Raw genomic sequence first — 15,949 nt, forward strand, 5'->3', positions numbered from 1 at the left:
CGGGCACCACATGCCGCCGGAATATGCTTTAAGCGTATTTACGTTTCATGTCGACCTGTTCCCGGCGCGCCGCCGCACGGCCGCCATGCCGAGGAACGCGAGCGCGCACAGCGCCGGCGACGCCGGTTCCGGCACGCCGACGCGCACCTCGTCCAGCGCGGGCGCGCTGTAGCCCGCCTGCCGGTTCGCCGTCGAGAAGGCGAAATAGCGCACCTCGTCGAAGCCGGCGCCGTCGCGCAGCCCCAGCACGGCGCCGCTTGGCGCCGTGAAGTTGCCACTGCCCGTGCGCAAGCCCGCGCCGTACGTGGCCCAGTAGCCGTTCAGCGTGCGGTAGCCGCTGCCGGCCGCGAACTCGATGCGGTGGATCGCACCGCCGTCCGCGCGCCGCACGCTGATGTACGCGTTCATGCCCGCCGTCGCCATGTAGTTGCCGGCGAACGCGGGACTGAGGTCGGTCACGGCGTCATAGCAATCGACGCCCGCGTAGCCGCAGCCGTTGTTCGCGCCGTAGCCGCTGAAGTGGAACAGCAGGCCGTCCTCGACCCAGTCGTTGGCGAGCGCCGTGTTCAGGTCGAAGTGGGCGGCGTTCGTCGTCGTGCCCACCGTGCTGCCTGCGCCGAGCGTCGCCAGCACGGTGGCGCCCGCGCCGTGGGCGGCCAATGCCAGGGTGGCGGCGCCGAGCAGGCGGATCGTCGTGTGGTACATGGTGGTTGTCATCATGGTGTCGGGATCAGGTCGATGGCGTCGTAGCTGTAGCCGGGGCTCAGGAAGCGCGTGCCGCTGGTGCCGCTGATGGCCGTCAGCGTGAGCACGTTCTGGCCGACGACCAGCTCACTCGCCGGAATGTCGAAGGTGTACATCGTGTTGTTGCCGCGGTAGGTGCCCACCGTCAGCGTGCGCGACGACGGCTGCGTGGATGGCGCCGGATTCGCCGACACCCAGCCGTTCACCTGCGCCTTCGGCCGCCCGCCCGCGAACGCCGTCGTGATGCCGACGCGCAGGCGCAGCGGCACGATCTGGCTCTGGCGCAGGTTGAAGCGCACGGTCAGCGCGCCGTTCACGTCCTTCCACTGGTACGCGGGGAAGCCGGTGGCCGGCGTCGACGTGCCGACCACGTAGTCGCCCGGCGTCCACGACGCCATGCGCACGTCGGACGGATGCATCGTCGTCACCTTGCCGCCATTGATGAATTCCGCCGGCGAGCCGTCCCAGTCACCGATGCGCCACAGCGCGGTAGCAGCGCCCGGATCGCCCGTCACGGCGATGCTGCCCGCGTCCGTGTTCGCACCCGCGTTCACCGTCACCGTACGCGTGTCGACCGCCAGCTCGTTCTTGTAGACCTTCATCGTGTACGTACCAGGGATCATGCCGGTGCTCGCGAAGTGGCCGTCGGTGGCGTCGACCGCCGCCCAATACTGCGCCGTCGCGTTGGAAAATCCCACCGTGTAGGCGAAGCGCGGATCGCGTCCCGTGATGGCGGCCCCGCTGACGGCGCCGCGCGCTTCCGGCGCCACCCAGCCCGTGAGGCCGAGGGTGCCGAGCCACGACGTGTCGACGGCGCCCGGTGCCGAGCCGTCGTTGAACACCATCGTGTAGGTGTTGAGGATTTTCGTGCGCAGCGGCTCCGTCTGGCCCTCGCCGTAGTTGATGATGTACGTGATCTCCTGGTCCGTACTAGTCCCCTGGTTCAGCAGGCTGCGGTAGAACGGGCCGCCGGAATTCCCCTCGTTGTTGTCGCGGACGATCCACAGGCCGACGTTCGTCCCCGTCGCGCCGATGTATTGCCAGTCCTTCAGGCGCATGTTCGAGTAGTGCTTGGAACGCGTCTCGCCGTTCGGCATGCCGAAGACATCGCTTGCCTCGATGGCGCCCGTGTTGCCGCGCAGGTCGGACGGTGCGGGGCCGTTCGGGAGCCGCGCGATCGGGACGCGCACGATGAAGCGCGCCAGGTTCAACGTATCCGGCTCGCTCGTGAAATACGTCCCCATGTAGATCTTCGCCTCGCCGCGGCGCGCGATGTAGTAGTGCGTGAGGTTGCCGGCCTTGACCGTGACCTTGGCGACGTCGGTGCCCACGGTGACGGCGCTGACGTCCACCGCCGAGATGCCCGAGTACAGGTAGTCGAAGCCTGAATTGACCTGCGTGCCGCGCGCCTGGTCCTGGTACTCGAGGCCGTTGTAGACCATCGACGCGATGTCGCCGGCCGATTGCGTGCTGACGCCGTTGTCCAGCCGGCGGACCTTGAACACGAGGCCCGCGCCCGTGTCGATCGTGTAGAAGTTCGCGTCCTGCGTGAGGCCGAACGAGGACGCCGCCGCGACGGTGGCCAGCATCCGGTCAGGGCCCGCGGTCGCGCCGCCACCCGGATCGCCGCCGCAGCCGGCGGTCAGTAAGCACAGCATGGCCGTCATCGCGGCCGGGGTCCTGCGCAAGAACTTGTGCATCGTGCCTGTCTCCTGTTGTTGGTGAGGACGTGGCGCGCCCCTCCCATGCCTGCGGCGGGCTCCGTGATCCCGGGACGTCCGGCCCGGTCGTCGTTGCTGTCGTTGCCTTGTTGGCACGCTAGTATTGATGGCCCACGCGCGGCGGGTCAACGGGGCGCACGGTCCCTTGCGCAAAGAATCACGCGCTTGAGCGGAGCGCCTGTAGCGACGGGCGGTATGGCAAGCACGCTGGCGCGGATCGAGATAAAATGACGGGTCCGGCGCCGCCCGGAGCCTTTCTCCTCTCACCATGCCAAGCTTCCTCGCCCCCGTTTCCGCCCTGCTGCGCCGCCTGTCGATCGACACCTTCACCATCCTGCTGCTGTGCACCGTCGCCCTCGCGAGCGTGCTGCCGTGCGCCGGCCACACGGCCGTCGTCCTCGGCAAGATCACCACGGTCGCCATCAGCCTGTTGTTCTTCCTGCACGGCGCCAAGCTGTCGCGCGAGGCGCTCGTCTCCGGCCTCACGCACTGGCGCCTGCATCTGCTGGTGCTCGCATCCACGTTCGTCATGTTCCCGCTGCTGGGCCTGGCGCTGAAGCCCTTGGCGGGAAGCGTCGTCACGCCGGAGCTGTACGTGGGCATCCTGTTCCTGTGCACGCTGCCCTCGACCGTGCAATCGTCGATCGCGTTCACGTCGATGGCGCGGGGGAACGTGGCGGCGGCCGTGTGCAGCGCCTCGGCATCGAACTTCGTCGGCATCTTCGTCACGCCGCTGCTCGTGTCCACGTTGATCGTGCGCGGCGCGGCGGGCGGCTCGGCGCTGGACGCCGTGATCGCCATCGTCGAGCAACTGCTGCTGCCGTTCCTGGCCGGACAATTCCTGCGCCCGTGGATCGGCCGCTGGGTGGACAGCCACAAGCCGATGCTGAAGATCGTCGACCAGGGCTCGATCCTGCTCGTCGTCTACACGGCATTTTCGGAATCTGTCATCGAAGGCTTGTGGCACAAGCTGTCCGGCGAAGCGCTCGCGGGCCTGGTCGCCATCAACTGCGTGATGCTGGCGATCGCGCTGGGGCTCGCCACGTGGACGAGCCGCCGGCTCGGCTTCAACCGCGAGGACGAGATCACGATCGTGTTCTGCGGCTCGAAAAAAAGCCTCGCAAGCGGCGTGCCGATGGCGAAGGTGCTGTTCGCGCCGAGCGCGCTGGGCATGGTGATCCTGCCCGTGATGCTGTTCCACCAGATCCAGCTGATGGTGTGCGCCGTGCTGGCGCAGAAATGGGGCCGCGAACCCCGTCCCTGAATCGCTCGTAGGCTGGACGGCTGCACCGCGATGTGTGAATGACGGCGGCGTGAATGCCGTCCACGCGTTCAACGATTCCCGGCGCAGCCGCGGTAGATCGAACGATGCGTATCACCGCGTGGACGGCGAGCCGCCCACCCTACCAAACATCGGTGGGCGTTCCGTGCCCGCCGTTGCATGCGTCAGGGCGCCGCGTGCGCCAGTGCGAGCCCGCCCCACCACACTTCGGGAACCGACGCGGCCAGCATCATGCCCGGCCCCAGCGCCGTGACGAGCCAGCGCCGCCGAGGCGCTAGCCACGCGGTGCGCGGGTCGGCGAGGCTCGCGCGGACGTCGCGCCAGCCGAAGCACGCCAGCGCCACCAGCCCGACCACGAACAGACCCCATAACGCCGCGTCGTCGAACAAGGCCGCCACGTCCTTGTCGAGATAGGCGAACGCCGGCAGCGCGAGGCACACGCTGCCCAGCAATTCGGCCGTCGCGATGAGCGCCGCGCGGCCGCGGCGGCGGAATTCGTGGCGCAGCATCCAGGCCGACAGCGCGACGTCGCCGGCCAGGTACAGCGCGCTCCATCCGGGCATCGTCTACTCCTGGCCCGCGTGCCAGCCGCCGCCCAGCGACTGAATCAGCGCCACCGCCGTCGTCTGGCGATTGCCCTGCGCCTGCACGAGCGCGCGACGCGCGTTCAGCGCCGTCACCTGCGCCTGCACGACTTCCGAGTAACTCACCTGGCCGGCCTTGTAGCGGTTCAGCACCTGCTCCTCGACCTTGTCCGCGGCCTGCGACGCCTGGCGCAGCAAGTCCTGCTGTTGCGCCAGCACGCGTGTGGCGGCCAATTGATCCTCGACGTCGGCGAACGCCGTCAGCACGGTCTGGCGGTAGCGCGCGACGGCCTGCTCGCGGGCCGCATTTGCGCCCTGCACGGCGGCGCGGTTGGCGCCGCCGTTGAAGATCACCTCCGTCGCCGACAGCCCCAACGCCCACGCCATGCTCGATGCCTTGAACAGGTCGCCGATGGCGCTGGCCGAGGGGCCGTACGACGCCGTCAGGCCGATCTGCGGGAAGTAGGCGGAGCGCACGATGCCGATCTGCGCGTTGGATGCCGCGACGGCGCGCTCCGCGGCGGCGATGTCGGGGCGGCGTTCCAGCAGCGCGGACGGCACGCCCACCGGCACCTCCGGCACCGTCACGTTCCACGGCACGGGCGCGAGCGCGAAGTCGGCAGGTGCCTTGCCGACGAGGACCGCGATCGCGTGCTCGAACTGCGCGCGCTGGCGCGCCAGCGACAAGTCGTCGCTCTGCGCACTGGCAAGTTGGGTCTGCGCCTGGTAGACGTCCGAATGCGGCACGATGCCCACGTCGAAGCGGTTCTGCGTGATCTTCAGCACGCGCTGGTAGCCCTCGATTGTCGTCGCCAGCAACGCGCGCTGGGCGTCGACCGAGCGCAGCGAAAAATAATCGGCGGCCAGCTCGCCCTGCGCGGACAGGCGCGCGGACGCGAGGTCCGCCGCGCTGGCCTGCGCATTCGCCTGCGCCGCGGACACGCCCGCGCGCAGCCGGCCCCACACGTCCGGCTCCCACGTCGAGCCGATGTTCAGCCGGTAGCTGTTCGACGTGCGCCCGCCGCCGTTGTTGTTGCCGCTACCGTTGCCGCTGTTGTTCGCGCCCCCGCCGCTGCCGTTGCGGTTGGCGCCTCCCGTCAGGGTCACGGAGGGGAATAACGCGGCACGCTGCTCCGCCACGACGGCGCGCGCCTGCGCGTACGCGGCGACGGCGGCCGCCACGTTCTGGTTGCTGACCTCGACCTGGCGCATCAAGCCGTCGAGCACGGGATCGCCGAACAGATTCCACCACGGTCCGCGCTCGAGCGCATCGGCCGGCGCGGCGGGCGTCCATCCGGCCAGCTCCTTGAAGGCTGCGGGCTGCGGCGTCGTCGGGCGCTCGTACGCGGGCGTGAACGCGCAGCCGGACAGCACGGCGGCCGCCAGCAAGGCATGCGTCAGGGAACGGAGGATCACGGTGGTGCGCATGGTGTGGTTCATGATGGTGAAGTCGTTGGCTGGTCCTCCAGCGGATGGCGGACCAGGTGGTGCTCGTCGGCGCCGCGGCGGCGCAGCTTGTCGACGTAGACGTAGACGACGGGCGTCGTGAGCAAGGTGAGAAGCTGGCTCGCGATCAGCCCGCCGATGATGGCGATGCCCAGCGGCTGGCGCAGCTCGGAGCCTTCGCCGAAGCCGATCGCCAGCGGCAGCGCGCCTAAAGCGGCGGCCAGTGTCGTCATGAGGATCGGCCGGAAGCGCAGCAGGCACGCCTCGCGCACGGCTTCCGTGGCCGAGAGTCCGCGCGCCCGCTCCGCTTCCAGCGCGAAGTCGATGATGAGGATCGCGTTCTTCTTGACGATGCCGATCAGGAGGAACACGCCGATCAGGGCGATGATGGAAAACTCCATGTGGAACAGCAGCAGCGCCAGCACGGCGCCCACGCCGGCGGAGGGCAATGTCGAGAGCACGGTGATCGGGTGCACGAGGCTTTCGTACAGGATGCCCAGCACGATGTAGATGACGACGATCGCGGCGAGGATCAGCAAGGGTTGCTGCTGGTTCGATTCCTGCGCCTGCTTGGCCTGCCCCTGGAAGCTGCCGCGCACGTTGACGGGCATGCCGATATCGGCCTCCGCCTGCAGCACGGCCCGCTGCGCCTCCGACAGCGAGTAACCCTCGGCGAGGTTGAACGAGATCGTCGTCGCCAGCTCGCCGTCCTGGTGGTTGACGGAGCTCGGTGTCGCCCGTTCGGCGAAACGGGCGATGGCGGACAGCGGCACCATCGTCGTGGCGCCCGTCGACAGCGCCGCGCCGCTGGCCGGGTCGCGCGCGGCCGTCAGGTTCGCGGGTGCGGCCGGCGTGCCGCTGGTCGCCGATGTCGCCGTGGCCTTGGCCGTCGTCGCGGCGCCGGCCGCGTTCTTCGCGGGCACGTACACGTCGTCCAGCGCGGCCGGCGAGCGCGCATACTTCTGCGCGACGCCCATGATCACGTGGTACTGGTTCAACTCGTCGTAGATGTTGGCGACCTGGCGCTGGCCGAACGCGTCGTACAGCGCGTTGTCGACGTCCTTCGCACTGATGCCCATGCGGGCGGCCGTCTGCTTGTCGATGTCGACATAGGTCTCGACGCCGTTGTCCGCCTGGTCGGTGTCGACGTCCGTCAGCGCCTTCTGCATCTTCATCGCGTCGGCGAGCTTCGACGCCCACGTCTTGAGGTCGGCGCGGTTGTCGCTCTTGAGGGTGTACTGGTACGTGGAATTCGACTGGCGCCCGCCCATGCGCAAGTCCTGCACGGGATTCAGGAACAGCTGCACGCCCGTCACCTGCGCGAGCTTCGGGCGCAGGCGCGCGATCACGGCCTGGCCGCTCTCGCCCTTCGCGCGCTGGCTCACGGGCTTCAGGTTCATGAACATGAAGCCGCCGCCCGCGCGCGAGCCCCCGGTGAAGCCGACGACGGTGTCGACGGCGGGATCGCTCTTGATGATGTTCACGAGCTGGCGCAGCTTGCCCTGCATGGCCTGAAACGAGATGCTCTGGTCGGCGCGCATGCCGCCGTTGATCTGCCCCGTGTCCTGCTGCGGGAAGAAGCCCTTCGGCGCGCCGGAGAACAGGTACACGTTCAGCCCGACGACGAACACGAGGATCAGCATGACCAGCGGCTTCATGTCCAGCGCCCAATCCAGCGCGTGCTCGTACGACTTCAGCACGCCGCCGAACGCGCGCTCGGACCAGCGCGCGAGGCGGCCCTGCTTGCGCTCGACGTGGCCGTGCAGCTTCTGGCCGGGCTTCAGCAGCACGGCGCACAGCATCGGCGTCGTCGTCAGCGAGATCACGAGCGAGATCATGACGGCGGCCGACAACGTGACGGCGAATTCGCGGAACAGCCGGCCCACCTGCCCGCCCATGAACAGCAGCGGGATGAACACGGCGACGAGCGACAGGCTGATCGAGAGCACCGTGAAGCCCACTTCCTGCGCGCCCAGCAGCGCGGCCTTCATGCGGTCCATGCCCTGCTCGACGTGGCGGCTCGTGTTTTCCAGCACGACGATGGCGTCGTCGACGACGAAGCCGGTGGCGACCGTCAGCGCCATCAACGACAGGTTGTTCAGCGAGAAGCCCAGCATGTACATCACGCCGAAGGTGCCCAGCAGCGAGACGATGGTCGCCACGGCCGGCACGACGGTGGCGCGGGCGCTGCGCAGGAAGACGGAGACGACGAGCACGACGAGCAGGATCGAGATCATCAACGTCATCTCGATCTCGTGCAGCGACGCGCGGATCGAATTGGTGCGGTCCGACGCGACCTGCATGTGCACGTCCTGCGGGAGCTGCGCCTGCAGTTGCGGCAGCAGCGCGCGCACGCCGTCCACCGTTTCGATGACGTTCGCGCCGGGCTGGCTCGTGATCAGCACGACCACTGCGGGCTCGCCGTTGAACAGGCCCAGCGTATGGATGTCCTCGACGCCGTCCGTGACGTCGGCCACGTCCTGCAGACGGATCGCGGAACCGTTGCGCCACGCGACGACGAGGCCCTTGTAATCGGCCGCGGTGCGCCCGTTCGTCGGCGTGTTCGCCTGCGAATAGATCTGCAGGCGCATGCCCTGCCCTTCCAGCGCGCCTTTCGGCCGGTTCGCGTTGGTGGCCTGGATGGCGGCGCGCACGTCCTCCGTCGCGAGGCCATACTGGTTCAGCTGGTACGGGTTCAGGTCGACGCGCACGGCGGGCAGCGAGCCGCCGCCCAGCTCCACGTCGCCCACGCCCTTCACCTGCGCGATCTTCTGCTGCACGATGTTCGACACTTCGTCGTAGATCTGGCCGGGGCTGCGCGCCTTCGACGTCAGCGCGAGGATCAGCACCGGCGCGTCGGCCGGATTCGCCTTGCGGTACGTCGGGTTGCTGCGCAAGGTGGCCGGCAGGTCGGCGCGCGACGCGTTGATCGCGGCCTGCACCTCGCGCGCGGCGGAATCGATCTGGCGCGTGAGGTCGAATTGCAGGTTGATGCGCGTGGAGCCGTTGCCGCTGTTCGACGTGATCTCGTTGACGCCGGCGATGACGGCGAGGCGCCGCTCCAGCGGTGTCGCCACCGACGTCGCCATCGTGTCCGGGCTGCCGCCCGGCAGGTTCGCCGACACGGAGATCGTCGGGAAGTCGACCTGCGGCAGCGGCGACACGGGCAACACGAAGAACGCGGCGACGCCCGCCAGCGCGATGCCGATGGTCAGCAGCACCGTCGCGATGGGCCGCCGGATGAACGGTTGCGACAGGCTCATGCGCCCGCCCCGCCAGGCTTCGGTTCCGTGCGCGGCTTCGCCGGTTCTTCGCCGCCCCAGCGCCGCGCCATGCGGTCGAACGCCAGGTAGATGACGGGCGTCGTGAACAGCGTGAGCAATTGGCTGACGATCAGGCCGCCGAAGATGGCGAGGCCCAGCGGCCGGCGCAGTTCGGCGCCCTCGCCCCAGCCGAACATCAGCGGGATCGCGGCGAACAGCGCGGCCAACGTGGTCATGATGATGGGACGGAAGCGCAGCATCGCGGCCTGGTGGATGGCCGTGCGCGGGTCCTTGCCTTCGTCGCGCTCGGCCTCGATGGCGAAGTCGATCATCATGATCGCGTTCTTCTTGACGATGCCGATCAGGAGGATGATGCCGATGATGCCGATGACGCCGAGACCCTGCCCCGTCACGCCCAGCGCCAGCAGCGCGCCCACGCCGGCCGACGGCAGCGTCGACAGGATCGTCAGCGGGTGGATGTAGCTCTCGTACAGCACGCCCAGCACGATGTACACGCAGACGACGGCCGCGAGGATCAGCCACAGCTGGCTCGTCAGCGACGCCTGGTACGCGCCGGACGCGCCGAGGAACGTCATGCTGACGGACGCCGGCAGGCCGATCTCTTGCGCGACGTCCTTGATCGCGGCGACGGCGGTGCCCAGCTTGATGCCGTTCGCCGTGTCGAAGCCGATCGTCGTCGCGGGGTACTGGGCCACGTGCGTGATCTGCAGCGGCGCGGCCTGCTCCGTGATGGCGGCGATGGCGGACAGCGGCGTCGGCGAGCCGGAGCCCGTGCGCAGCTGCAGGTTCGCGAGCGCGTCGAGCGACATGTGCTCGTCCTGCTGCGCTTCCAGGATCACGCGGTACTGGTTCGTCTCCGTGAAGATCGTCGACACGATGCGCTGGCCGAACGCGCTGTACAACGCGTCGTCGACGTTGGACGCCGTGACGGACAGCCGCGACGCGCTGTCGCGGTCGATGTTGACGTACGCGGCGGCCCCCGTGGCGCCGGCGTCCGTGACGACGTTCGCCAGCTCCTTGCGGCGCGCCATCGCGTCGACCATCTTCTGCGCCCATTCCGTCACGGTCTTCGTGTCCGCGCCCTCGATCGACAGACGGTATTGGGTGGGGCCCGTCTCGGCGTCGATCGTCAGGTCCTGCGTGGGCTGCAGGTACAACGTGACACCCGCGACGTTCTGCGCCACGCGGCGGCGCAGGCGGTCCATCAGGTCGCGCTGGTCGCCGTGGCTTTTCTTCAGGTTGATCAGCATCGTGCCCGTGTGGAGCATCGTATTGTTGGCGGCGTCCACGCCCACCGTCGACGCGAGCGATTCGACGTCCGGGTCGGCCAGGATCTCGCGCGCGGCGGCCTGCTGCATGTCGGCCATCGCACTGTACGAGATGGCCTGGCGCGCCTCCACACGCGCCTGCAGCTGGCCCGTGTCCTGCGTGGGGAACAGGCTCTTCGGGATGAACACCCACATCAACGCCGTCAGCACGAGCGTGCCCAGTGCGACGAGCAAGGTCAGGCCCTGGCGTTCCAGCACCCAGTTCAGGCCGCGGTCGTAGTGGCCCACCGTCCAGTCGAACAACGACTGGAACTTGCGCGCGAACGCGCTCTCGTGCGCCTGGTCGTGGTGCTTCAGCCAGCGGCCCGACATCATCGGCACGAGCGTCAGCGACACGACGGCCGAGATCAGGATCGTGATGGCCAGGGACACGGCGAACTCGCGGAACAGGCGGCCCACGACGTCGCCCATGAACAGCAGCGGGATCAAGACGGCGATCAGCGACACCGTCAGCGAGATGATGGTGAAGCCGATCTGCGTGGCGCCCTTCAATGCGGCCTCCATCGGCGGCTCGCCTTCCTCGATGTAGCGCGAAATGTTCTCGATCATGACGATGGCGTCGTCGACGACGAAGCCCGTGGCGATCGTCAGCGCCATCAGCGACAGGTTGTTCAGGCTGTAGCCCAGCAAATACATCACGCCGAACGTGCCGACGAGGGAGATCGGCACGGCGAGGCTCGCGATGACGGTGGCGCGCACGCTGTGCAGGAACGCGAAGATCACGAGCACCACGAGCACGACGGCCAGCACCAGCTCGATCTGCACGTGTTCGACGGACGCGCGGATGCCGTTCGTGCGGTCCGACAGCACGTCCATGTGGATGCTCTGCGGGAGGCTCGCCTGCAGCTCGGGCAGGCGCTGCTTGATGGCGTCGACGGTGGCGATCACATTGGCGCCCGGCTGGCGCTGCACGTTCAGGATGATCGCGGGCTTCATGTTGGCCCACGCACCCAGCTTGACGTTTTCCGCGCTGTCGACGACCTTCGCCACGTCGCCCAGGCGCACCGGGGCGCCGTTGCGGTAGGCGACGATCAGGTTCGTGTAGTCGGGTACCGTCACCAGCTGGTCGTTGGCGTTGATCGTGTAGGCGCGCGCGGGGCCGTCGAAGCTGCCCTTGGCGCTGTTGGCGTTGGCGGCGGTGATCGCCGTGCGCAACGTGTCGAGCCCGAGGCCGTTCGCCGCGAGGGCCGCCGTGTCGGCCTGGATGCGCACGGCCGGCCGCTGGCCGCCCTGCAACGTGACGAGGCCCACGCCCGTCACTTGGCTGATCTTCAGCGCGAGGCGCGTGTTGACGAGGTTCTGCACCTCCGTCAGCGGCATCGAATCGGACGTGATGGCGAGCGTCAGCACGGGCGCGTCGGCCGGGTTGACCTTCGCGTAGACCGGTGGCGCCGGCAGGTCCGTGGGCAGCAGCGAGCCGCCCGCGTTGATCGCGGCCTGCACTTCCTGTTCCGCCACGTCGAGCGTCTGGCCCAGCGTGAACTGCAAGGTGATGACGGAGACGCCGGCCGCGCTGTTGGAGCCCATGCGCGCGAGGCCCGCCATCTGGCCGAATTGCCGTTCCAGCGGCGCCGTCACGGTGCGCGCCATCACTTCCGGGCTCGCGCCCGGGTACAAGGTCTGCACCTGGATCGTCGGGAAGTCCACTTGCGGCAGGGCCGACAGCGGCAGGAATTTGTAGCCGACGAGGCCTGCCAGCACGATTGCCAGCATCAGCAGCGACGTGGCGACGGGGCGGCGGATAAAAGGCGCGGATGGGCTCATGCGCCGCCTCCGCTATGGACGGATGGATTCATATGGCACCTCCGCCATGGACGTAGGGTGGGCACCCCGTGCCCACGCGTAACGCCGATACGCCGCATACGTCCGCGTGGGCTCGGGGAGCCCACCCTACCACTGCGGACGGCGTCATTGCGCGGCTCCTTCCTGCTGCTGGCGGCGGCGATGCTGACGCTGGGCGCCGTCCTGACCCGGCTGTCCCGGCTGCGCCGGTTGAGCGGCGCCTGGCGCTGCCGGTCCCGCGGCCGCGGGCGTGTCCGCGCCGCCGGCCTGCCCGCCGTGGCGGCCCTTCCAGTTGCCACGACCGCCCGCCGCACCGCCACCCTCCCCGCCGGCACCCTGGCCGCGCGGATGATCGCCCGGCAAAGTCACCTTCGCGCCGTCCTTCAAGCGGTCGGCACCTTCCGTGATGACGGTCTCGCCGCCCGCGAGGCCGCTCGTGATCTCGACGCGCTCGGCATTCTCCTCGCCGCGCTTCACGTTCGTCAGCGCCACCGTGCGCGCCTGCGGATTCAGCACGTAGACGTAGTCGCCACTGGCGCCGTGGCGCAGCGCCGTCACCGGCACCGTAACGGCGTTCTTGACGACGTCGACCTGCAGGCGGATGTTCACGAACTGGCTCGGGAACAGCTTCGCGCCCTCGTTGCCGAAGCGGGCCTTCGCCTTCACGGTGCCCGTCTGCGTATCGACCTGGTTGTCCAGCGCGATGAAGTGGCCCTGCGCCAGCTCGCGCGTGCGGGTGCGGTCCAGCGCCGTCGCGGGCAGAGTCGCGTTCTCGTTGATGCGCTGCGTGAGCGCGGGCAGCCGGTCCTGCGGGACGGCGAATTCGACGTCGATCGGCGACTGCTGCGTGATGACGGCGATGCCCGTCGCGTCGGTGCTGCCCACGAGGTTGCCGATGTCCACGGTACGCAAGCCCACGCGGCCCGCGATCGGCGCGCGCACCTGCGTGTAGCCGAGGTTGATGCGGGCGATGCCTTCGGCCGCCTTGTCCGTCGTGACGGTCCCCTGCAACTGTTTCACCAGCGCGGCCTGCGTGTCGACGTCCTGGCGCGCGATCGAATCCTGCTGCAGCAAGGTCTGGTAGCGGCCCAGGGTGACCTTGGCCGTCTCGAGCTGGGCCTCGTCGCGCTGGCGCTGGCCCGTCGCCTGCAGCAGCGCCATCTGCGCGGGACGCGGGTCGATCGTCGCAAGCACCTGGCCCGCCTTGACGAGCTGCCCCTCGGTGAACAGGATCTTCTGCAGCACGCCGCCGATCTGCGGACGCACGGTCGCCACGGCGGCCGGGGTCACGGTGCCGAGGGCGTCCAGCACGACCGGGATGTCGGCACGCTCGGCCTTGCCGACGCCGACCGTCGTCGCCGGCATGCCGCGTCCGCCGGAGCCGCCCGGTCCTCCGCGACCCGCGCCGGGCCCGCCCGCGCCCGGCCTGCCGCCGCCCGGGCCGGCCTGCGGCGCCTGGTGTATGAGGTGCCAGGCCAAAGCCACCAGTCCGGCCATCGCGAGCACGGCGACGATGGTGCCGATGACGCGCGTGCGGCGCGAGCGCTTCGGTTGGGTGGGCGTCTTGTTCTTGTCGGGGGTGACGGTCGAATCCATGCGAGTCCTTGGCGGCCGAGTGTTCAAAAGCACAATAAATTTTTCTTGGAATGTAGCACGCTCCACCGCAGGCTTATGTTTCGTAACGTACCGACGCGCCATCACGCCGCCTCGCAGACGCGCCTGCCGCCGGGCAAGAAATTCGCCGCCTTTACACCGATTTACACGGATGCCGTACACATCCCGTCAGATCCAAACAAAAACGGGCGCGGGAAGGTCCCGCGCCCGTATCGAAGACGGCGACGCCATGTTTCGGCGTATGTACTCGCCCCTACATGCTGTTACAAAGCTTAACGCAGCGGAAAGGTTTCAAGGCACCCCGCACAGGCAGTGCGTGACCGCCGCGAACGGTTGCTTGCGGTCGGCGACGGCGGACAGCCAGCCCAGGTCCTTGCCGATGGCCGCCGCCGTGCTGCCGCCCAGCGCGGCCGCGCCGAGGTCGGCCGGCAGGAGGCCCAGCCTCACCTGCACGGTGAGCGCCTGCGCATCGGAGAGGCCCATGCGCTCCAGCAGGCGCTCGGCCAAGGTCGCGGGCTGCTCGGCATACGTGACGCGGAAATCGTCGCCCAGGTGAGCGCGCTTGGCGGCCGAGCGCAGCGCGTCGCCGTAGCTGCCCAGGCGGTCGACGAGGCCCCGCTCCTTCGCCTGGGTGCCCGTCCACACGCGGCCCTGGCCCACTTCGTCGATCTTCGCCGGCGTCGTGCGGCGCGCGATGGCCGCCTTCGTCGTGAACTCGTCGTAGATGTGGTTGATGGTCGATTGGATCAGCTGGCCGAAACGCGGGTCGAGCGGGCGCAGCGGATTGTAGGCGTCGGCGAGCCACGTCGTCGTCACGCCGGCCGTGTGGATGCCCAGCTTGTCGCCGACCTTGTCCGCGGTCGGCAGGATCGCGAACACGCCGATCGAACCCGTCACGGTGGACGGGTCGGCGATCACTTCATCGGCCGCCATCGAGATCCAGTAGCCGCCCGACGCGGCCACGTCTCCCATCGACACGACGACGGGCTTGCCCGCTGCGCGCGTCAGTTCCAGTTCGCGCCGGATCAGTTCCGAGCCGTAGGCGCTGCCGCCCGGCGAATTGATGCGCAGGACGACGGCTTTCACGGAGTCGTCTTCGCGCACGCTGCGGATCAGGTTCGACGTCGAGATGGCACCGACCATGCCGGGGCCGCCCGTGCCTTCCGTGATGTCACCGGCCGCCACGACGACGGCGACGGCATCGCCGAACGGCTTGTCCGGATGGCGCCCCACGTAGTCGTCGAGGCCCACCTGGCGGAAGCTCTTGATGCGGGCGTCGTACGCGCCGCGCTTGACGAACATCTCGCGCACCTCGTCGCGGGTCTTGATGCCGTCGATCAGCTTCCAGTCCAGCGCCACCTTGGCCGCGTTGCCGTTGGCCGCGGTCAGGCGCTGCGGCAGCTCGTCGATGCCTTTCGCGATCGCCCCTGCCGGCAGCTTGCGCGCCTGCTCCACTTCCGTCGTGTACGCGGTCCACAGGCCGTTGTACAGGAACGCGTCCGCTTCCTGCGCGGCCTGCGAGGGGCCGTTGCCGATGAACGGCTCGGCGAAGCTTTTATACGTGCCGACCTTCATCAGGTTGACGGTGACGCCGACCTTGTCGAGCGCGTCGCGATAATAGTTGCGGTGACGCCCGAAGCCTTCGATCAGCACCATGCCCATCGGGTGCAGGTACACCTCGCTCGCGTGCGCGGCGATGAGGTAGCGCTTCTGGTCGAAGTTGCCGCCCCAGACGACGACGCGCTTGCCCGCAGCCTTCACGCGCTCGACGGCCGCGCCGATCTCGCGCACGGACGCGAGGCCGCCGCCGCCCATCTCGTCCAGCAGCAGCAGGACGTCGCCCACGTTGGGGTCCTTGGCGGCGCTGTCCAGCGCCTTCAGCACGTCCGGCAGGCGCACGAGGCGGCGGCCGTTGCCGGACAGGCCCGCGACGACGGAATCGCGCACGCTGCCCGCCCGTTCCTCGACGAGTTCACCCTTCAGGTCGAGCACGAGCGCCGTCTTCGGCGCCAGCGGCTTCAGGCCGCCGCCGAACATGCCCCACACGAGGAAGATGAGGATGAGCAGGAAGATCAGGTTCAGCACGAAGCGGCGCGTGGCGTCGAGGCCGCGCCAGAGCGCACCGATACCGCGGCGCAGGGAAGACAGGGGTTTGAAGGACATC

The 15,949-nt window shown here is 68.9% G+C and carries 9 protein-coding genes; 1 reads left to right on the forward strand and 8 read right to left on the reverse strand.

Annotation, left to right across the window (positions count from 1 at the left end):
- Nucleotides 1-45 precede the first annotated feature (45 nt).
- Complete coding sequence (locus tag NX784_RS08245) at nt 46-720, reverse strand: hypothetical protein (protein WP_258816181.1); 675 nt, start codon at nt 718-720, stop codon at nt 46-48.
- Complete coding sequence (locus NX784_RS08250; RefSeq protein ID WP_258816182.1) at nt 717-2,444, reverse strand: rhamnogalacturonan lyase B N-terminal domain-containing protein; 1,728 nt, start codon at nt 2,442-2,444, stop codon at nt 717-719. The genes NX784_RS08245 and NX784_RS08250 overlap by 4 nt, the downstream gene beginning before the upstream one ends.
- A gap of 289 nt (nt 2,445-2,733) precedes the next feature.
- On the opposite strand from NX784_RS08250, the gene NX784_RS08255 reads away from it, so the two are divergent.
- Entirely contained in the window at nt 2,734-3,729 is a 996-nt protein-coding gene (locus NX784_RS08255; RefSeq protein WP_258816183.1) for a bile acid:sodium symporter family protein, read from the forward strand.
- 182 nt (nt 3,730-3,911) lie between these two features.
- On the opposite strand, the gene NX784_RS08260 is transcribed toward NX784_RS08255, so the two are convergent.
- The 6 genes from NX784_RS08260 to sppA form a co-directional block, all read right to left on the reverse strand.
- Entirely contained in the window at nt 3,912-4,310 is a 399-nt protein-coding gene (locus NX784_RS08260; protein ID WP_258816184.1) for a hypothetical protein, read from the reverse strand.
- 3 nt (nt 4,311-4,313) lie between these two features.
- Nucleotides 4,314-5,771 carry an efflux transporter outer membrane subunit gene (locus NX784_RS08265; protein WP_258816185.1) on the reverse strand — a complete coding sequence of 486 codons (1,458 nt, stop codon included), beginning with the start codon at nt 5,769-5,771 and terminating at the stop codon, nt 4,314-4,316.
- A complete protein-coding gene (locus tag NX784_RS08270) occupies nt 5,768-9,040 on the reverse strand; it encodes an efflux RND transporter permease subunit (protein ID WP_258816186.1) in 3,273 nt (1,090 codons plus the stop codon). The genes NX784_RS08265 and NX784_RS08270 overlap by 4 nt, the downstream gene beginning before the upstream one ends.
- Nucleotides 9,037-12,153 (reverse strand): efflux RND transporter permease subunit, encoded by a 3,117-nt coding sequence (locus tag NX784_RS08275; RefSeq protein ID WP_258816187.1) that lies wholly within the window; start codon nt 12,151-12,153, stop codon nt 9,037-9,039. The genes NX784_RS08270 and NX784_RS08275 overlap by 4 nt, the downstream gene beginning before the upstream one ends.
- Before the next feature lie 144 nt (nt 12,154-12,297).
- Nucleotides 12,298-13,767: an efflux RND transporter periplasmic adaptor subunit gene (locus tag NX784_RS08280; RefSeq protein WP_258816188.1), complete on the reverse strand. Its 1,470-nt coding sequence runs from the start codon at nt 13,765-13,767 to the stop codon at nt 12,298-12,300.
- Nucleotides 13,768-14,076: 309 nt separating this feature from the next.
- Nucleotides 14,077-15,948 (reverse strand): signal peptide peptidase SppA, encoded by a 1,872-nt coding sequence (sppA, locus tag NX784_RS08285; RefSeq protein WP_258816189.1) that lies wholly within the window; start codon nt 15,946-15,948, stop codon nt 14,077-14,079.
- Between the last annotated feature and the right edge of the window lies 1 nt (nt 15,949).

The sequence above is a fragment of the Massilia pinisoli genome, from assembly GCF_024753285.1.
Classification (GTDB): domain Bacteria; phylum Pseudomonadota; class Gammaproteobacteria; order Burkholderiales; family Burkholderiaceae_D; genus Telluria; species Telluria pinisoli.

Bases quoted from the DNA above. Each gene is read 5' to 3' on its own strand.
- NX784_RS08245 (WP_258816181.1), bottom strand. From the start codon at position 720: ATGATGACAACCACCATGTACCACACGACGATCCGCCTGCTCGGCGCC.
- NX784_RS08250 (WP_258816182.1), bottom strand. From the start codon at position 2,444: ATGCACAAGTTCTTGCGCAGGACCCCGGCCGCGATGACGGCCATGCTG.
- NX784_RS08255 (WP_258816183.1), top strand. From the start codon at position 2,734: ATGCCAAGCTTCCTCGCCCCCGTTTCCGCCCTGCTGCGCCGCCTGTCG.
- NX784_RS08260 (WP_258816184.1), bottom strand. From the start codon at position 4,310: ATGCCCGGATGGAGCGCGCTGTACCTGGCCGGCGACGTCGCGCTGTCG.
- NX784_RS08265 (WP_258816185.1), bottom strand. From the start codon at position 5,771: ATGAACCACACCATGCGCACCACCGTGATCCTCCGTTCCCTGACGCAT.
- NX784_RS08270 (WP_258816186.1), bottom strand. From the start codon at position 9,040: ATGAGCCTGTCGCAACCGTTCATCCGGCGGCCCATCGCGACGGTGCTG.
- NX784_RS08275 (WP_258816187.1), bottom strand. From the start codon at position 12,153: ATGAGCCCATCCGCGCCTTTTATCCGCCGCCCCGTCGCCACGTCGCTG.
- NX784_RS08280 (WP_258816188.1), bottom strand. From the start codon at position 13,767: ATGGATTCGACCGTCACCCCCGACAAGAACAAGACGCCCACCCAACCG.
- sppA (WP_258816189.1), bottom strand. From the start codon at position 15,948: ATGTCCTTCAAACCCCTGTCTTCCCTGCGCCGCGGTATCGGTGCGCTC.